The organism is Spongiibacter sp. C9W, from assembly GCF_057370015.1.
This window is the reverse complement of record NZ_CM170672.1, coordinates 1,807,134-1,823,079: the sequence shown is the minus strand read 5'-3', so window position 1 is coordinate 1,823,079 and position 15,946 is coordinate 1,807,134. Positions and strand designations below refer to the sequence as shown.

The following is a 15,946-nucleotide window of genomic DNA, read 5'->3' as shown; positions in this document are numbered from 1 at the left end:
AATCGCACTGCTCTCTTTAACCTCGCTTCGAGGTTTGCTTATCGCTTCTCTGGCTGGGAGGTATCTAGCAAACAGGTGGCGATTCAGGAATTCCCGCAATGAATGCGAGTAGTATTACTGCTCTCATATCAACATTCCCTGTTGTGACTGTTATTCGATACCTTTTGCGGCTGGAACTACCTTGTACACCGAAACGGGGTAGAACACCAAAGGTATCCTTAATGACCATAGCAGCGCGACTGACGGGCTTTTGTATATCCCAATGAGTAGCAGTTTATTCGCCCGAGCTGGGAGGATGCACAGTTCTGTCTCGGTTTGGCGGGCTGAGCTGATTTCTGCGGCTGTAGTGGTCAACTAAGCCGATTTTCTTTGCACTTACTATCTCGATTTGTGGGTGGGGGCTTTGCTAAAAAACGACGATACCCTAAAACCTGCTTACATCGATCGTTACATCGAAAATTTTTGAGGTATGTTAATTAAGGGGAGAGTTGACTAAGTCTTTGATTTTAAATGGTGCCCAGAGGCGGAATCGAACCACCGACACGAGGATTTTCAATCCACTGCTCTACCGACTGAGCTATCTGGGCATGGCGACGCATCTGATGTGCTTCGCAAGAGGCGCGTATTAAACCTGTTCCGATTCGATGAGTCAAGCCCTTGAAAACAGGAACTTACTCGCTGGGAGGAACGTAGCCTTCGGCTTGTTCAAAGTCTTCGCCGGCAAAGAATTTTTCCATTTCCGCCTGGAGGAATTTTCGCGAGCTGGGGTCCATCATGCTCAACTGTTTCTCGTTGATGAGCATGGTTTGGTGGGCCTGCCACTCTTCCCAGGCTTTTTTGGAAACGGTTTCGTAAATTTCCTGACCTTTCGCGCCGGGGTAGGGCGGCTTTGCCAGGCCTTCGAGTTCTTGTTGGTATTTCTTGCAGAAAACGGTGCGTGTCATGGCTGAGATTCCGTAAATAAGTCGTTTTGCAGCAGGCTGTCGAGCAGTTTTTTGACGGGCGCCGCGAGGCCGAGCTGTTGTTGCCCACCCTTATACCAAAGCTGGCGAGTGCCTTCCATGATCCGCGTCGGCTCTCGCTGCAGACGGATGTGCTGCGGTTGAATGTCCAGGTGATAGTGACTAAAGGTGTGGCGCATCGGGCTCAGCGCTTCGGCAACGCCACCGTGGCCAACCGTCGCGTCGAGGTAGTCGTCGATATCACCGTCGCTGTCCAGCTCCGGCAGGCTCCACAGGCCGCCCCAAATGCCGCTGCTGGGGCGCTTTTCCAGCAGGATCTCCCCTTGAGGGTTTTCAATCAACAGCATATGGGTGGTTTTTACCGGCAGGGCTTTGCGTGGCTTTTTACCAGGGTAGTCACTCTGGCGGCCCATTGCCTTGGCCTTGCAATCGTCGCTGACGGGGCAGCGATCGCACTCGGGTTTGCTGCGCCGGCAAAGGGTTGCGCCGAGGTCCATGATGGCCTGGGTGTAGTCGGCGGCCCGTTCTTGTGGGGTGTAAGCCTCGGCGAGCTGCCAAAGCTGTTGTTCAATCTCGCGCTTGCCCGGCCAGCCATCGATGGCGCTGTGGCGACTGAGTACGCGTTTGACGTTGCCATCGAGAATGGCGGCGCTGCCACCGCAGGCAATGCTGAATATTGCTGCAGCCGTGGAGCGACCAATACCCGGCAGTGACGCGATAGTCTCCGGTGTTTGCGGGAACTCGCCGCTGTACTCATTCACAATGGTTTGCGCCGCTTTGTGCAGGTTTCGCGCTCGGGCGTAGTAGCCCAGCCCTGTCCAAAGGGCGAGAACATCGTCGATATCAGCCTGCGCCAGCGCCTCTGCACTGGGGAAGCGGGCCATAAAGCGCTGGTAGTAGGGAATGACCGTGGTGACCTGGGTTTGCTGGAGCATAATTTCAGACACCCACACCCGATAGGGGTTGATGTCTTGCTGCCAGGGCAGGTCTTTGCGGCCGTGCTGGTCGAACCAGTTCAGCAGGCGGCGGCTGAAGTCGCTGTCACTCACCGCTGGGGCGCTGCCACTGCCACGTCGATCCTTGATTTTGAAACCCCAGCTCGGTCAGCAGCGGGCTGAGTTCTGGCGCGCTGGTGATGTCGGCCGACATGCTGCGCAGGTCCTCAGGTAATGCTTTCATTGCCTGGATCAATAGCTGGCGCGCTGCACCGCGTCGACGGGTGATATCGCGAACGGTGAGCCTGGCCAACTGGTAGTCGCCATTGTGGATCGGCGTTAAGGTCATCGCGGCGATCAGGCGGTCATTAAAGCGCCCGCCAATCAGCAATAGCTGCTCACCCTGCGCGGCGCTGATGAGTTTTTCGGCGTCGTCGGCATAGAGACGTTCTAGGTCTACGCGGTCCTCTGGGGCAGGATCGCGAATGTATTCTGAATATACGGGCATTTATCCGCACTCTGCTGGCTGTAATACGGGTCGGGATTTTTTATAATGGCGTATTGTACGCAATCTTCAGTAGAGACGTCGATGACAGAGCGCAAGGCGAGTATCAGCCGCAACACCCTGGAAACCCAAATCACGGTCAGCGTTAACTTGGATGGCACCGGCCAATCGAGTTTCGAGACCGGGGTCCCCTTTCTCGATCACATGATGGATCAGATTGCCCGCCACGGCATGATTGACCTGGCTGTGCAGGCCAAGGGGGATTTGCATATCGATGACCACCACACCGTGGAAGATATTGGTATTACCATGGGCCAGGCCTTTGCCGAGGCGGTGGGCGATAAAAAAGGCATCACCCGTTACGGCCACGCCTATGTGCCGCTGGATGAGGCCCTGTCGCGGGTCGTTATCGACTTCTCTGGGCGTCCCGGGTTGGAATACCACGTGCCCTATACCCGTGCCAGCGTGGGTGGTTTCGATGTAGACCTGTTCTCAGAGTTCTTCCATGGCTTTATCAACCACGCCAAGGTCACCCTGCATATCGATAATTTGCGCGGCACCAATACTCACCACCAGGCCGAGACGGTGTTTAAAGCCTTCGGTCGTGCCCTGCGTATGGCCTTGTCGGTGGATGAGCGTATGGCGGGCATTACCCCGTCGACTAAAGGGTGTCTCTAGGATTTCTGCGATATGACTAAATCAACCGTTGCCGTTATCGACTACGGCATGGGTAATTTGCACTCGGTGGCCAGTGCACTGCACAAGGTCGGTGGCGACGACGTTGAGGTACAGGTTACCGATTGCCCGGATACCATCTTTGCCGCTGACCGGGTGATTTTCCCAGGTGTGGGCGCGATTCGCGACTGCATGGCCGAGCTGAAAAACCGCGGCCTGGATGAAATTGTTCAGGAAGTGGCTGCCACTAAACCTCTGCTGGGTATTTGCGTGGGTATGCAGGCGCTGATGGAAAGCAGTGAGGAGAACGGCGGCGTCGAGTGCCTGGACGTGCTACCGGGCCAGGTAAAGTTTTTCGGTAAAGAGCTGCGCGAGGCCAACGGCGAGCGCCTGAAAGTGCCGCACATGGGCTGGAACACGGTTAGCCAAACCATCGACCACCCGCTGTGGGAAGGTATTGCCGATAATAGCCGTTTCTACTTTGTGCACAGCTACTATATCGACGCGCCTGAATTTGTTGCCGCCACGGCTCACTACGGGGTAGAGATACATGCCGCAATGAGTTGTGAGAATGTGTTTGCCGTGCAGTTTCACCCGGAAAAGAGCGGCGAGACCGGTCTGCGTCTGCTCAGTAACTTTCTGCGCTGGGATGGCGGGCAACCGACCTTCCGGCCCGTATCCTAAGCGTTATCAGGTTTTGTAATTATGTTAATGATTCCCGCAATTGATTTGAAAGACGGCCAGTGCGTGCGCCTTCGCCAAGGTGAAATGGGCGACGCCACCGTTTATGGCAGCGATCCGGTAGAAATGGCTGCACGCTGGGTAGAGCAGGGCGCTCGCCGCCTGCACTTGGTTGACCTGAATGGCGCGTTTGACGGCAAGCCTGTAAATGGCGACGCAGTGATGGCGATCGCCAAGGCCTACCCGGATCTGCCAATACAGATTGGCGGTGGCATCCGCTCGCTCGATACCATTGAGCAATACCTGGATGCCGGTGTGAACTACGTGATTATCGGTACCAAGGCGGTGAAAGAGCCCGCCTTCGTTACCGAGGCCTGCAAAGCCTTCCCCGGTGCGGTAATTGTTGGTCTGGATGCAAAAAATGGCCTGGTGGCCACCGACGGCTGGGCCGAAGTGTCTGATATTCAGGCAACAGAGCTGGCCAAGCGCTACGAGCAAGACGGTGTGTCGTCCATCGTTTATACCGATATTGCCCGCGACGGCATGATGCAGGGCGTGAATATCGATGCCACGGTTGCCATGGCCCAGGCCTCTGGCCTGAAAGTTATTGCCTCTGGCGGGGTGACGAATATGGATGATATTCGCGCGCTGAAGGCCGTGGCCGATGCCGGGATTCTCGGTGCGATTACCGGTCGCGCGATTTATGAAGGCGAGCTGGATCTGGCAGAAGCGCAGCGCTACTGCGACGGCGAATAAGCCCCTTAACAACAAGGTAAGCACTGCAATGGCTCTGGCAAAACGCATTATTCCCTGTTTGGACGTTGATAAAGGGCGCGTGGTAAAAGGCGTGAACTTTGTCGGTATTCGCGACGCGGGCGACCCGGTTGAGGTCGCCAAGCGCTACAACGAACAGGGCGCCGACGAAATCACCTTTCTCGACATCACGGCCACCCACGAGGGACGTGAGACGACCGTGCACACGGTTGAGCAGATTGCTGCCGAGGTGTTTATTCCCCTCACCGTGGGCGGCGGTATTCGCGAGATCAAAGACATTCGCACCATGCTGAATGCGGGGGCGGATAAGGTAGCGATCAACTCTGCAGCTATTCACAACCCCGACTTTGTGCGTGACGCCGCCGAGCGTTTTGGCTCGCAGTGTATTGTGGTGGCGATCGATGCCAAGCGCGTCGACGATGAGGCCGATGGCAGCCCGCGCTGGGAGATATTTACCCACGGTGGCCGCAAGCCTACCGGCATCAATGCGGTGGAGTGGGCGGCAAAAATGGTTGAGCTGGGCGCTGGCGAAATCTTACTAACCAGTATGGACGGCGACGGCACCAAGGCCGGCTACGACCTGGCGCTCACCAGCGCGGTGGCCGACGCGGTTTCTGTGCCTGTTATTGCCTCGGGTGGTGTCGGTACCCTAGACCACCTGGTCGAAGGGGTAACCGCCGGTAAAGCCGACGCGGTGTTGGCGGCCAGCATCTTCCACTTTGGCGAGCACACAGTGCCCGAAGCCAAGGCGTATATGGCCGACAAAGGTGTTGAGGTTCGGCTGTAAGGCATTGCCAAGGCACCTGGCCTTTGTTTCACGGTCTTGCTGAGTGCAATGAGCGCCGCTTAATCAAAGAAAACTGTGTCGAAATGCGGGTTCTGTACGCCTGCTTTCATGCTCGCCAGTTTATCCAGTACCACCAAGCATTCAGCGCCATCCACGCGGATGGCGATACACTCCTCGCCCTGTGCGTCGCGCCTGGTGTCTACCGCCACACCGTCTAGTACCTCTCCGGTTCGCATGGTTAAGCGCACGGGGTAGCGAAAGGTGCAGGCAATTTCTATGTAATCGTGCAGCTCGCAGCGAATCATTATCCTAAATACCCGAGAAGGAAAATCGCAGCATAACGCATCCGCGCGGGCAAATGCGCCCGTGCTGGGAGAGCGCTGCGGTTAGTTTGCGACTCGCGGCGCTGCGGCTACTTCCCAACTTCGAGTATTGCGCTATTATCTGCGGCAATGTGCGCGCCATCCGGCGGGTGCGGGCTTTGAGGAATCCATCATGCTGCGAGCGATACTCGCTATTTCTATAGTGCTGCTGGCCGCCTGTGCCAATCAGCCTTTGACCCACAACTATCAGGGTGACGTGCAGATACGTAGCCTGACGGTAGACTTTGAATCGCTCAGCGCATTGACGGAGCCAGAGGGCAAGGATCAGCGGCGCATCAACTCTTGGCAGCGCGTTTTTCAAGCTGTGGAGCGCGCTCTCGACCCGGTCGCCAGTGCTCAGCTGGATGCGCAGTTGCGCCGCTTTGAACGCCTGATTGTTGATGGCGTGCGTGAGGTGTCAGGTGTGCCCGTGGTGCAGGCTGGGGAGTCGGAAATGGTAATGGTGTACGGTGATCACAATGAGCTGTCGGCCATTCGCTTTGAGTACCCTGTGGACGCCGGCAGAGCCTATATGAATTTGCGCGGCTATTTGTCCTACCCCTCCAGTGATATTACCCGTGCCGGCATCGGGATTGTGGAAGGGCTGGTGGTGAGGGTGTCGCCAAAGCTGTCGCTGGAAGTCGAGGGGGTGAATGGTCAGGGAGAGCGCTTCTGGCACACCTCTGTTAACTACAATGCGCTGCGTGAGTACATCGTGAGTGAGCGCTATGTACTAGGAGTGTCGGTGGACGGCGTCAGCGATGGCGATATTTTTCTGCTGCCTCTTGGCCAGGGCGTGATTAAGGCCCTGGCCGAGTCCCTGCGTGTTGAGGCGGAAAGCGCTCACTGAGCGTTTGGCGCCTCCAGTTTTTGCTTGGCCAAACGCTGACTATTGGCCGACATAATATGCAGGCCTTTTAGCAGGTTGAGTGCCTCGTAAAGCTGGTTATCGGTGGCAGCAAGTTCGTTGGCAGCACTGTCGACAATGCGGTTGCTGCCGTTGTTTTCTTTTCCGCTTTCGTTGCCCAGGTGGCCCGCCAGGTCAGCTTCGGTAACCATTTTTTCTGCGCCCAGAGATTCAATGCGAGCACGCTCGACAATAATGTCCGGCACGATGCCCTGCGCTTGTATCGAGCGGCCGCTGGGGGTGTAGTAGCGGGCGGTGGTCAGTTTTATGGCGCTGTCCTCGGCCAGTGGCAGCACGGTTTGGACCGAGCCTTTGCCAAAACTCTGGGTGCCCAGAATAATAGCGCGGCGGTGGTCTTGCAGTGCGCCGGCAACAATTTCTGAGGCGGAGGCCGAGCCGCCGTTTATTAGCACCACCAGAGGGGTGTCGTCGGCGTTGTTGGTGTCGCTGGCCATATAGCGACTAAAGGCGTTGGGTAAGCGCCCCTCGGTGTAGACAATAAGCCCGTCGTTTAAAAAGGTGTCGACCACTTGTACGGAAGCCTGCAGCAGGCCGCCTGGGTTGTTGCGAAGGTCCAGTACCACTCCGCGCAAGCCACTGCGGTTGGCTTTAAGTTTTGCCAACTCGCTGCGCAGGTCTTCGCCGGTGCGGCTTTGGAACTGCGAAATGCGAAGATAGCCGTAGCCGGGCTGGAGCATGCGGCCGCGTACACTGGCGACGGTGATAATGTCGCGCTTCAGTTCCAGTTCTATCGGCGCTTTTACCCCTTCGCGCAGAATAGTGAGGGTGATGGGGCTGCCCTTGGGGCCGCGCATCAGTTCGATGGCCTCTTGCAGGCTAAGGCCTTTGATGGGCTGTTGGTCGATCTGGATAATCAGATCGCCGGGTTGCATACCCGCCCGTTGTGCTGGCGTGTTATCGATGGGGCTAACAACTTTGACAAAGCCATTTTCCATGCCCACTTCGATACCCAGGCCGCCGAATTCGCCGGTGGTGTGGGTTTGAAGGTTGTCGAAGGAGTCGGAGTCCAGGTAGTCGGAGTGCGGGTCCAGGCCGCTGAGCATGCCGCGAATGGCATTTTCTAATAGCGTTTCGTCGTCCACCTCTTCAACATAGCTGCGGCGAATTTGGTTGAATACGTCGGCAAAATTTCGCAGCGCCTGAAGGGGCAGCTCGCCTTGCGCGCTGTGTGGCGAGGCGGGCGCCTCGGCCAGACAAAAGGGAGAGAGCAGAGCAAGGTTGAGCACGGCGGCTCGACTAAGATGACGCAGCATTATCAGCTTCCCGATACAACATGCGGCGGGGCGTCCGGCGCCCGCCGACAGAAACAAAGCACCCATTGTAGCCAGCTTTGTCGGGATTTGTCGCTACCTCTAAATGTGGGCTGCCGCGTTCAGCGGCACCAGCGGGCGGGGTCAGTAGGGCGGCCCTTGTGGCGAATCTCAAAATACAGTCCGCTGCGCCGCTGACCGCCACTGTTGCCGAGCGTGGCAATCGCCTCGCCACCGCGCACCCAGTCGCCTTCCTGGCGGAGCAGACTCTGGTTGTGAGCATAGAGGCTCATATAATCATTGCCGTGGTCGACAATAATCAGTAGGCCGGCCCCACGCAGCCAGTCGGCGTAGACAACGCGGCCATTGTGGATGGTGCGCACCGGGCTGCCCTCTTCACCGGCAATTTGCACTCCCTGCCACCGTACCGCGCTGCCTTGGCGCGGCGCGCCGTAACGATTCAGCCGCTTACCGGCAACAGGCCAGGGCATGGCACCGCGCATTTGTTTGAAGGGGCGGTAGCTCGATGGAATAGCGATATCGGTAATTTCGCGCTCAATTGCCGAGAGGATGCTCTCCAGGCTCTTGCGTTGCTTGTCCAGCGAGCCAATGCTGCTCTGTTGCTGTTTCAGCTCCTGGTCGAGTTTCGCGACACTGCGCTGGCGGCGTTGCTGCTGAACTTCCAGTTGCTGGCGCTGCTGGGCCAGCTGGCGTTCTGTGGCGCTAAGCGCCTCGGTTTGCGCGCTGATTTCGGGGATCAGCGCGTTGAGGGCAGTGAGTGTTTCGCGATAGCTGTCGAGCTGTTGGCTGCGGGCGGCATTGAAATAGTCGTAGTAGGTGATCAGCCGACTGAGCGATTGAGGGTCTTCCTGATTGAGCAGCATTTTGATCTGCCGCTCTTGCCCCAATGTGTACGCACTGCGAATTTGCTCTGCAATCAGTGCTTTTTGCTGGCTTTGGCGCTGGCGCAGGGTTTGTTGTTCGCCCTGAAGGGCGGTCAATTTGCTCTGGCGGCGGTCGCGCTCTGCGCGAGTGCTGTGCAGTTTAGCCGCGATTTTGCCGATCTCGACCTCAACCTCGCGAAGCTCCCGCGCGGCACGACTGCGTTCTTTCTGGGTACTGCCAAGCTGCTTTTTCAGTGAATGAAGCTGCTGGCTGAGGTCTTTCAGCTGTTGGCGGGTGGCGGCTTCATCCTCAGCAAGGCTGGCGCTGGCCAACAGGCCAGCGAACAGCAGGACGATGAACGGCATCCCTAGATGTGCCCGTTTGCTGCTAATTCGCAATTCCTCAGTGACTGATCAGGTTCTTGCCGGTCATTTCTTCCGGCTGAGCAATGCCCAGCAATGCGACCATCGTCGGTGCGATATCAGCGAGGCGACCGCCTTCGGCTGTCAGGGTTGCGGTGTCGTCGCCCACGTACACCAGCGGCACCAACTCGGTGGTGTGCTGAGTGTGTGGTTGGTCGGCGTCGTAGTCGAGCATTTGCTCACAGTTGCCGTGGTCTGCGGTAATCAGGCAGTGGCCACCGACCTCACGAACGGCATCGATAACCTGTTTAATGCAGTCGTCCAGCGCTTCCACGGCTTTTACGGCGGCGTCGAAAACGCCGGTATGGCCCACCATGTCGCCGTTGGCATAGTTGCAGATAATCGCATCGTAGCTGCCGCTGCGTATGGCCGCGACCAGCTCTTCAGTGACTTCCGGGGCGCTCATTTCCGGCTTTAAGTCGTAGGTGGCAACGTCGGGGGAGTTGATCAGCTTGCGCTCTTCACCCTGATAGAGTGCTTCGCGGCCGCCGCTGAAGAAAAACGTAACGTGGGCATATTTTTCAGTTTCGGCGATCCGCAGCTGTGTCTTGCCGTGTTTCTCCAGCAGTTCACCGAGGCTGTTTTGGATATTCTCCGGCGGGTAGGCCACGGGCGCGTCGATGCTGTCGGCGTATTCGGTGGTCATGACAAAGCTGGCAAGCGCCGGGCGAACCCGGCGCTCAAAGCCATCGAAATCGTTTTCCACAAACGCGCGAGTAATTTCACGAGCGCGGTCGGCACGGAAGTTCATAAAGATGACGGTATCGCCATCGGCAATGGCGGCGCTGTCCTGGCCCTCGGCTTGAATAACGCTGGCGGCGACAAATTCATCGTTTTCGTCGCGAGCATAGGCGGCGCTCAGGGCGTCTTGGCTAGTGCTGTAGCGGTGCTCGGCCTCTGCTTCGGTCAGCAGGCGATAGGCTTTTTCAACGCGGTCCCAGCGGTTGTCGCGATCCATGGCGTAGTAGCGGCCGATCATTGACGCCAGCCTGCCACAGCCGAGTTCGGCAAATTTGGCGTCGACTTTTTCCAGCGAGGCCTGGGCGCTGCGTGGCGGTGTGTCGCGGCCGTCGAGAAAGGCGTGTACATACACTTTTTTGGCGCCGCGTTGAGCGGCCATATCGATCATTGCCAGTATATGGTTTTCGTGGCTGTGGACGCCGCCCGGGGATAGCAGGCCGAAAATGTGCACGGCTTTATCAGCGGCGACCGCTTTGTCGATATTGGTTTTGTAAACGTCGTTGTCGAAGAAACTGCCATCGGCAATTTCTTTATCAATGCGGGTAATATTTTGGTAGATGATGCGGCCCGCCCCCAGGCTCATGTGGCCGACTTCCGAATTGCCCATTTGGCCGTCTGGCAAACCAACATCCAGCCCCGAGCCTGAGATCAGGGTGTGCGGCTGGTTTTTCCACAGTGCGTCCCAATTGGGCGTATTGGCGTGGTAAATGGCGTTGTCCTGCGGTGCTTCCCGGTAGCCGAAGCCATCCAGAATAATCAGAACGACGGGTTGTTTTACCTGTGGGTCAGCCATGCGTAGAAAATCCATTCTTAAGTCGTTGAGGTCTCATCGCCGCTCGCGTGTAGCGCGGTGAAAACGAAATAAGGCATTGTAACTTTTCCTTTGGGAGGCGGCCACGCTTGGCGTGGTGAGAATTCCCGTTTAGCGGTGTATACTCTGGCCTTTTCGCGCGCCGGCCTACGGCTTTTTTGACGATGTTCACACGAGTGATTCGAGAGAATTCATGGAAAAACTGATTTTATTTATCGCTGAACAGTGGCTGCTGGTAGCTGCCCTGCTGTCGTGCCTTATGCTATTGAGCTTTCACGAGTCACGCCGAGCAGGTCGCGCGTTGACGCCACAGCAGGTGGTGAACCTCGTTAATCAAGAAAAGGCCTTGATGATCGACCTGCGCGACAAGGCTGAGTACAACAAGGGCCACATTTTAGATGCGGTGAGCCTGCCCTTTGCCAAGTTGGACAAGGAGATTGACCGCGTCGCGGGTGACAAGGAGCAGCCCTTGGTGTTGATCTGTAAATTGGGTCAGCACTCCAGTGCGGCGGGTAAAAAGCTGGCGGCACTGGGCTACAGCAATGTGCACCGTTTAAAAGGTGGTGTTAGCGAATGGCAGGCACTGCAGATGCCGCTGGTGAAAGGCTAAGGGCTTATGGCGAAGGTCACTATTTATACCACTCGCTTTTGCCCTTTCTGTGTGCGCGCCAAGCACTTGCTTGAACACAAACAGGTTGCCTACGACGAAGTGCCGGTAGACGGCCGCAGCGACCTGCGCCAAGAATTGTTGTCCCGTACGGGGCAGCGCACAGTGCCGCAGATATGGGTGGGTGAAACCCATGTTGGCGGTTGTGACGAGCTGTTTGCGCTGGAGCGTGGCGGCAAGCTGGATCGCCTGTTGGCAGCCAGTTAAATAACGAAAATTTACCTATCAGGAGTCGAGACCCGACAATGGCTGAACAAGAAAACGCCCAAGCACAAGACAATACGCCCAAGTTCGCATTGCAGCGCATTTACATAAAAGATGCTTCCTTTGAGTCGCCGTCCAGCCCTGTGGTGTTCACCAAAAGCTGGAAGCCGAAAATGCACGTGGATCTCAACACGCGCAGCCAGCCCGTGGGTGAAAACAGCTATGAAGTGACGCTGACGGTGACAGTGACCGCCAAGCTGGAAGAAGACGAGACCGCGTTTTTGGTTGAAGTGCAGCAAGCGGGCCTGTTTGTCGCAGAGGGCATTGAAGGTGAGGCGCTGCGCCAGCTGCTGGGCATAGCCTGTCCGAATATGCTGTTCCCCTATGTACGTGAGTCAGTTGACGCACTGGCAGTAAAAGGCGGTTTCCCGGCGCTGGCACTGCAGCCGGTGAATTTTGAGGCGCTTTACCGCCAGGCCAAAGCGCAGGCGGATGAAAAAGCTGCCGCTGAAGAGACCACTCACTAAACTCTCTGCATATCAGCTGCGCTCCCTGCGCGGCGAGGCCGGGATGTCTGTCTCGGCCTGTTTCTTTCCTGCTGCTGTGGTGAATGCGCCATGTTCCATATTGCTTTGCACGAACCCAAGATCGCGCCGAATACCGGCAATATCATTCGCTTGGTGGCGAACAACGGCTGCCATCTGCATTTGATCGAGCCCATGGGCTTTGACTTGGAAGAGAAAAAACTGCGGCGTGCGGGATTGGATTACAGCGACATGGCGCGGGTTAGCCGCCACGCCGATTACGCCGCGTTTTGCGAGGCGGTGGCGGGGCAACGCATTTTTGCGCTGACGACCAAGGGGCAGCGCAACTATGCCGAGGTGGCATTCCGGCCCGGCGATGTGTTGCTGTTCGGTTCTGAAACCGCGGGCCTGCCCGCTGAAATTCGTGATGAACTCGGTCCGGATCACTGCCTGCGGGTGCCCATGATGGAGGGCGCGCGCAGCTTAAATCTGTCAAATACGGTGGCTCTGGTCAGCTATGAAGCATGGCGCCAGCAGGGGTTTGCCGGCGCGCTTCGGTAGCGGTATTGCGCTAGCCAGGGCTACTCGTCCTCATCGCCACCCATATCCAGTTCTTTGATTTTGCGGGTGAGGGTGTTGCGCCCCCAGCCGAGTAAGTTGGCGGCATCGCGACGTCGGCCGTGGGTGTGCTTGAGCGCTGTTTCGATCATGATTCGCTCAAACTCCGGTACCGCGCGATCCAGCAGCTTATCCCTGCCCAGTAGTAATTCTTGGTCGGCCCAGCGGCGTAAATTCTCCTGCCAGTTAGCCGCGGGTGCCGCTTCGCTGTCGCTGTGCTCCAGCAGTTCGGGGGGCAGGTCATTAAGGTGAATCTCCCGTCCCGATGCCATCACCGTTAGCCAGCGGCAGGTGTTCTCCAATTGCCGAACGTTGCCGGGCCAATCGAGTTGGCTGAGGTATTCCTCTGTGTCGGGCAGCAGGCGCTTGGGCTCCACATTGAGTTCATTGCCGGCAATGGTAAAGAAGTGCTGCATCAGTTTGGGAATGTCTTCCCGGCGCTCGGCAAGTTTGGGGAGGTGGATGCGGATAACGTTTAGGCGATGAAATAAATCCTCGCGAAAGCTGTTGTCTTGCACCAGCTTTTCAAGATTTTGGTGGGTGGCCGCGATAATGCGAACATCGACTTTCACCGGGGTATGCCCCCCCACGCGGTAGAACTCACTGTCGGCGAGTACCCGCAACAGGCGGGTTTGGGTTTCGGCGGGCATATCGCCTATTTCGTCCAGAAAAAGCGTACCGCCATCGGCCTGCTCAAAGCGTCCGCGACGCTGGGCAGTGGCACCGGTGAAGGCCCCTTTTTCGTGGCCAAAGAGTTCCGATTCCATCAGGTCCTTGGGGATCGCAGCCATATTCAGCGCGATAAAAGGTTTGCTGGCCCTCGGGCTGTGGCGGTGGAGGGCCTGGGCGACAAGCTCTTTACCGGTACCGGATTCGCCGTTAATCAGTACCGTGATATTGGACTGGGACAAGCGGCCAATGGCGCGAAACACCTCCTGCATCGCGGGTGCTTCGCCGATAATTTCGGTGCTCTCCAGCGGCACTTCCTCGGGCAGTACCGGGCGGTTTTTATTGGCGTGTTGCAGGGCGCGCTGGGTTGTTGCCAATACCTCGTCGACGTCGAAGGGTTTGGGCAGGTATTCAAAGGCGCCTCCTTGATAGGAGGCAACGGCGCTATCCAGATCTGAGTGGGCGGTGGTAATAATCACCGGCAAACCGGGGTGGATGTCGCTGATGCGCGACAGCAGTTTTAAGCCATCGATACCCGGCATGCGGATATCGCTGATAACCGCGTCGGGCACCCCCGACTCCAGCTGAGCAAGCAGGGCATCGCCATTTTCGAAGCTGCGGGTTTCAATGCCGGCCTGGTTGAGGGCTTTTTCGAGTACCCAGCGAATCGATTTGTCGTCGTCGGCAATCCATACGGTGTTGCTATAGCTCATCGGTTTTGCTCCACGGGTATAAACAGCGAAAACTCCGTGCGACCGGGTTCGCTGTGGCATTCAATAAGGCCTTGGTGATGGTTGAGAATGGACTGTGAGATCGACAGTCCAAGCCCAGAGCCGTCGGCGCGGCCGCTGATCATTGGCAGGAATATCGACGGTGCCAGGTCTTCGGGTATGCCCGGGCCGTTATCAATAATGTCCACGCGGCACACCAGTCGGTGGCGGTGAGAGCCAATGGTAAATTGGCGCAGCGTTCTGCTGCGCAGGGTAATTTGTGCGCCGTCTTCAGGAGGGGATTGTTTCAGCGCCTGAAGCGCGTTGCGGACGATGTTGAGTACCGCCTGAATTAATTGCTCGCGATCGCCGATGATGTCGGGGATGCTGGGGTCGTAATCGCGGATGATGCTTAACTCCTCGCCTCCCTCAACTTCCACTAGCTGGCGCACGCGCTCCAGCACTTCATGGATATTGGTGGGCAGCTGGTTGGGCATCTTATTGGGCCCCAGCATATTGTCGACGAGGTTTCGCAGGCGGTCGGCCTCTTCGATAATGATGTTGGTGTAATCGTGCAGGCGCGGGTCGTCGAGTTCGCGTGCCAGAAGTTGTGCCGCACCGCGCAAGCCGCCGAGCGGGTTTTTCACTTCGTGGGCAATGCCGCGCAGCAGCGCTTTGCTGTTTTGCTGGGAAGATAGCAGGCCTTCTTCGCGACTGATGCGAAGCAGTCGATCCAGCGGCTGCAGCTCGATGATAAGAGACGTTCGCGGGTGTTCCACAATCGGCGTTACCGCATAGTCCACCGTGATTTCGTCGCCGGAGCGCAGGGTTAATACTGTTTCCCGTTTAGTGAATGCCTCGCGGTTGTTGATGGCGTCCAGCAGTTTCACAACGGTGTCTTCGTCTTCGTGAAAAAGGTGGGTGATGGCCTCGCCGTGGATGCGCTGGTCAGACACCGCCAGCAGCGACTCTGCCGCCGGGTTGATATAACTCACGGTGAGGTTGGGCTCGACCAGTAGGATCGCCGTTTTCAGGTTGTCGAGTATGTGGTGGTGCAAATTCGCTGGGGGCATGGGCTCGCCACTGTCTTCATTATGGTTCATTGCAAAGCAATAATTAGGCCAGTGCCCCGGAATGGGGGCGTTGTTATTGAGTGGGCGCTAATTGGGCGTTGTATATGGCGTGCCGCGGTGCTGCGCCGCTGGGGCTGGCCCCGCGATGGCGCGCTCGACCGCCGCTATTGTCTTAGTGTGCACCAATTTGGTGCTTTGTGTATAGCTTGGCTGGAGGGTCAGTTGTTTGGCCAGTGGGCCACGACTGAAACAGTGTCTCGACTCAGCTTTTCCCCGTTTGGGCCGAGGACTTCTGCGCTGATTTGGTGCCGGCCGCGGCTCAGGTGCTCAATGCGTGCAGAGGTGGCGCTTCCCCGGCTAAGGGTTTTGCCATTGACGGCGATGCGCAGGCTCTCGTCGCCGCGCAGGGGGCGCTCAAGCTTTACATTAACAGTGGTGGGAATGCGGCCATTGGGGAATACCTGGCCGTCGCGCGGCTGGATGATTTGTACCTTGACTGAGGCCGGTACGGGGGTGGCATGTCGGTCCAGCTTGGCCGGTGGCGGTGGCGACACAGCCGGCGTGGTGTTTACCGGGGGTAGATCGACCGGGCTGCCGCCGTCGCGGGGAGAGTCGCTGTAAACGGTGCGGCCCTGTTCGTCGGTATGACGATAGATTTCTGCATGCAGTGGGCTGCAGAGCACGCTCGCTACGCAAATAAGGCTCAGCAGACGATACATAAAAAGCCCTCGCTATCACTTTTCTGTAGTGTGCGACGAGTTGA

At 57.4% G+C, this 15,946-nt stretch carries 19 protein-coding genes and 1 tRNA gene; 9 read left to right on the top strand and 11 right to left on the bottom strand.

The window, feature by feature from the left end:
* Window positions 1–511: 511 nt before the first annotated feature.
* The 4 genes from AC2Q8J_RS08685 to AC2Q8J_RS08670 form a co-directional block, all read right to left on the bottom strand.
* Window positions 512–587, bottom strand: a tRNA-Phe gene (locus tag AC2Q8J_RS08685).
* Between the two features lie 84 nt (window positions 588–671).
* Entirely contained in the window at window positions 672–944 is a 273-nt protein-coding gene (locus AC2Q8J_RS08680) for an oxidative damage protection protein (RefSeq protein WP_286696258.1), read from the bottom strand.
* Window positions 941–2,011, bottom strand: a complete 1,071-nt coding sequence (gene mutY, locus AC2Q8J_RS08675; RefSeq protein ID WP_486451072.1) for an A/G-specific adenine glycosylase — start codon at window positions 2,009–2,011, stop codon at window positions 941–943. The genes AC2Q8J_RS08680 and mutY overlap by 4 nt, the downstream gene beginning before the upstream one ends.
* Window positions 2,004–2,405, bottom strand: coding sequence for an acetyl-CoA sensor PanZ family protein (locus tag AC2Q8J_RS08670; RefSeq protein WP_486451071.1), 402 nt, complete (start codon window positions 2,403–2,405; stop codon window positions 2,004–2,006). Before AC2Q8J_RS08670 ends, mutY begins: the two co-directional genes overlap by 8 nt.
* Before the next feature lie 81 nt (window positions 2,406–2,486).
* Here AC2Q8J_RS08670 and hisB point away from each other — a divergent pair, with 81 nt between their 5' ends.
* Genes hisB through hisF form a run of 4 tightly spaced genes read left to right on the top strand, consistent with a single transcriptional unit; the run spans window position 2,487 to window position 5,319 of the window.
* Entirely contained in the window at window positions 2,487–3,080 is a 594-nt protein-coding gene (gene hisB, locus AC2Q8J_RS08665; RefSeq protein WP_027873086.1) for an imidazoleglycerol-phosphate dehydratase HisB, read from the top strand.
* Window positions 3,081–3,092: 12 nt separating this feature from the next.
* The gene (hisH, locus tag AC2Q8J_RS08660; protein WP_486451070.1) at window positions 3,093–3,761 is read left to right on the top strand and encodes an imidazole glycerol phosphate synthase subunit HisH; all 669 of its coding nucleotides are present in this window, start codon (window positions 3,093–3,095) and stop codon (window positions 3,759–3,761) included.
* Between the two features lie 21 nt (window positions 3,762–3,782).
* A complete protein-coding gene (hisA, locus tag AC2Q8J_RS08655) occupies window positions 3,783–4,514 on the top strand; it encodes a 1-(5-phosphoribosyl)-5-[(5-phosphoribosylamino)methylideneamino]imidazole-4-carboxamide isomerase (protein WP_374973575.1) in 732 nt (243 codons plus the stop codon).
* Window positions 4,515–4,542: 28 nt separating this feature from the next.
* A complete protein-coding gene (gene hisF / locus AC2Q8J_RS08650) occupies window positions 4,543–5,319 on the top strand; it encodes an imidazole glycerol phosphate synthase subunit HisF (RefSeq protein WP_204997404.1) in 777 nt (258 codons plus the stop codon).
* 59 nt (window positions 5,320–5,378) lie between these two features.
* Here the strand turns inward: hisF and AC2Q8J_RS08645 are convergent, their stop codons facing one another.
* Window positions 5,379–5,624, bottom strand: coding sequence for a Rho-binding antiterminator (locus AC2Q8J_RS08645; RefSeq protein ID WP_486451069.1), 246 nt, complete (start codon window positions 5,622–5,624; stop codon window positions 5,379–5,381).
* A 190-nt stretch (window positions 5,625–5,814) separates the two neighbouring features.
* Here AC2Q8J_RS08645 and AC2Q8J_RS08640 point away from each other — a divergent pair, with 190 nt between their 5' ends.
* The gene (locus tag AC2Q8J_RS08640; RefSeq protein ID WP_486451068.1) at window positions 5,815–6,531 is read left to right on the top strand and encodes a hypothetical protein; all 717 of its coding nucleotides are present in this window, start codon (window positions 5,815–5,817) and stop codon (window positions 6,529–6,531) included.
* Here AC2Q8J_RS08640 and AC2Q8J_RS08635 read toward each other — a convergent pair.
* The 3 genes from AC2Q8J_RS08635 to gpmM form a co-directional block, all read right to left on the bottom strand.
* Window positions 6,525–7,862 (bottom strand): S41 family peptidase, encoded by a 1,338-nt coding sequence (locus AC2Q8J_RS08635; protein ID WP_486451067.1) that lies wholly within the window; start codon window positions 7,860–7,862, stop codon window positions 6,525–6,527. The two genes, AC2Q8J_RS08640 and AC2Q8J_RS08635, sit on opposite strands and share 7 nt — an antisense overlap.
* A 119-nt stretch (window positions 7,863–7,981) precedes the next feature.
* Window positions 7,982–9,109: a murein hydrolase activator EnvC family protein gene (locus AC2Q8J_RS08630; RefSeq protein WP_286696252.1), complete on the bottom strand. Its 1,128-nt coding sequence runs from the start codon at window positions 9,107–9,109 to the stop codon at window positions 7,982–7,984.
* Between the two features lie 37 nt (window positions 9,110–9,146).
* Window positions 9,147–10,715, bottom strand: coding sequence for a 2,3-bisphosphoglycerate-independent phosphoglycerate mutase (gpmM, locus tag AC2Q8J_RS08625; RefSeq protein ID WP_486451066.1), 1,569 nt, complete (start codon window positions 10,713–10,715; stop codon window positions 9,147–9,149).
* 196 nt (window positions 10,716–10,911) lie between these two features.
* Between gpmM and AC2Q8J_RS08620 the strand changes: the two genes are divergently transcribed.
* The 4 genes from AC2Q8J_RS08620 (at window position 10,912) to AC2Q8J_RS08605 (ending at window position 12,674) form a co-directional block, all read left to right on the top strand.
* Window positions 10,912–11,328: a rhodanese-like domain-containing protein gene (locus AC2Q8J_RS08620; protein WP_204997355.1), complete on the top strand. Its 417-nt coding sequence runs from the start codon at window positions 10,912–10,914 to the stop codon at window positions 11,326–11,328.
* Between the two features lie 6 nt (window positions 11,329–11,334).
* Complete coding sequence (grxC, locus tag AC2Q8J_RS08615) at window positions 11,335–11,592, top strand: glutaredoxin 3 (protein WP_027873077.1); 258 nt, start codon at window positions 11,335–11,337, stop codon at window positions 11,590–11,592.
* A gap of 38 nt (window positions 11,593–11,630) precedes the next feature.
* Window positions 11,631–12,116 carry a protein-export chaperone SecB gene (gene secB / locus AC2Q8J_RS08610; protein ID WP_204997356.1) on the top strand — a complete coding sequence of 162 codons (486 nt, stop codon included), beginning with the start codon at window positions 11,631–11,633 and terminating at the stop codon, window positions 12,114–12,116.
* A gap of 90 nt (window positions 12,117–12,206) precedes the next feature.
* Window positions 12,207–12,674 carry a tRNA (cytidine(34)-2'-O)-methyltransferase gene (locus AC2Q8J_RS08605; protein WP_288363908.1) on the top strand — a complete coding sequence of 156 codons (468 nt, stop codon included), beginning with the start codon at window positions 12,207–12,209 and terminating at the stop codon, window positions 12,672–12,674.
* Window positions 12,675–12,694: 20 nt separating this feature from the next.
* On the opposite strand, the gene ntrC is transcribed toward AC2Q8J_RS08605, so the two are convergent.
* The 3 genes from ntrC to AC2Q8J_RS08590 all read right to left on the bottom strand — a co-directional run bounded on the left by ntrC (window position 12,695) and on the right by AC2Q8J_RS08590 (window position 15,902).
* Window positions 12,695–14,113: a nitrogen regulation protein NR(I) gene (gene ntrC, locus AC2Q8J_RS08600; RefSeq protein WP_027873074.1), complete on the bottom strand. Its 1,419-nt coding sequence runs from the start codon at window positions 14,111–14,113 to the stop codon at window positions 12,695–12,697.
* A complete protein-coding gene (gene glnL / locus AC2Q8J_RS08595) occupies window positions 14,110–15,183 on the bottom strand; it encodes a nitrogen regulation protein NR(II) (RefSeq protein ID WP_286837108.1) in 1,074 nt (357 codons plus the stop codon). Before glnL ends, ntrC begins: the two co-directional genes overlap by 4 nt.
* A 218-nt stretch (window positions 15,184–15,401) precedes the next feature.
* Window positions 15,402–15,902, bottom strand: coding sequence for a DUF4124 domain-containing protein (locus tag AC2Q8J_RS08590; protein WP_486451065.1), 501 nt, complete (start codon window positions 15,900–15,902; stop codon window positions 15,402–15,404).
* Between the last annotated feature and the right edge of the window lie 44 nt (window positions 15,903–15,946).

What these genes read in the sequence shown, in the direction of transcription:
- AC2Q8J_RS08680 (WP_286696258.1), bottom strand. Translation starts at nt 944, where the DNA reads ATGACACGCACCGTTTTCTGCAAGAAATACCAACAAGAACTCGAAGGC.
- AC2Q8J_RS08670 (WP_486451071.1), bottom strand. Translation starts at nt 2,405, where the DNA reads ATGCCCGTATATTCAGAATACATTCGCGATCCTGCCCCAGAGGACCGC.
- hisB (WP_027873086.1), top strand. Translation starts at nt 2,487, where the DNA reads ATGACAGAGCGCAAGGCGAGTATCAGCCGCAACACCCTGGAAACCCAA.
- hisH (WP_486451070.1), top strand. Translation starts at nt 3,093, where the DNA reads ATGACTAAATCAACCGTTGCCGTTATCGACTACGGCATGGGTAATTTG.
- hisA (WP_374973575.1), top strand. Translation starts at nt 3,783, where the DNA reads ATGTTAATGATTCCCGCAATTGATTTGAAAGACGGCCAGTGCGTGCGC.
- hisF (WP_204997404.1), top strand. Translation starts at nt 4,543, where the DNA reads ATGGCTCTGGCAAAACGCATTATTCCCTGTTTGGACGTTGATAAAGGG.
- AC2Q8J_RS08645 (WP_486451069.1), bottom strand. Translation starts at nt 5,624, where the DNA reads ATGATTCGCTGCGAGCTGCACGATTACATAGAAATTGCCTGCACCTTT.
- AC2Q8J_RS08640 (WP_486451068.1), top strand. Translation starts at nt 5,815, where the DNA reads ATGCTGCGAGCGATACTCGCTATTTCTATAGTGCTGCTGGCCGCCTGT.
- AC2Q8J_RS08635 (WP_486451067.1), bottom strand. Translation starts at nt 7,862, where the DNA reads ATGCTGCGTCATCTTAGTCGAGCCGCCGTGCTCAACCTTGCTCTGCTC.
- AC2Q8J_RS08630 (WP_286696252.1), bottom strand. Translation starts at nt 9,109, where the DNA reads ATGCCGTTCATCGTCCTGCTGTTCGCTGGCCTGTTGGCCAGCGCCAGC.
- gpmM (WP_486451066.1), bottom strand. Translation starts at nt 10,715, where the DNA reads ATGGATTTTCTACGCATGGCTGACCCACAGGTAAAACAACCCGTCGTT.
- AC2Q8J_RS08620 (WP_204997355.1), top strand. Translation starts at nt 10,912, where the DNA reads ATGGAAAAACTGATTTTATTTATCGCTGAACAGTGGCTGCTGGTAGCT.
- grxC (WP_027873077.1), top strand. Translation starts at nt 11,335, where the DNA reads ATGGCGAAGGTCACTATTTATACCACTCGCTTTTGCCCTTTCTGTGTG.
- secB (WP_204997356.1), top strand. Translation starts at nt 11,631, where the DNA reads ATGGCTGAACAAGAAAACGCCCAAGCACAAGACAATACGCCCAAGTTC.
- AC2Q8J_RS08605 (WP_288363908.1), top strand. Translation starts at nt 12,207, where the DNA reads ATGTTCCATATTGCTTTGCACGAACCCAAGATCGCGCCGAATACCGGC.
- ntrC (WP_027873074.1), bottom strand. Translation starts at nt 14,113, where the DNA reads ATGAGCTATAGCAACACCGTATGGATTGCCGACGACGACAAATCGATT.
- glnL (WP_286837108.1), bottom strand. Translation starts at nt 15,183, where the DNA reads ATGCCCCCAGCGAATTTGCACCACCACATACTCGACAACCTGAAAACG.
- AC2Q8J_RS08590 (WP_486451065.1), bottom strand. Translation starts at nt 15,902, where the DNA reads ATGTATCGTCTGCTGAGCCTTATTTGCGTAGCGAGCGTGCTCTGCAGC.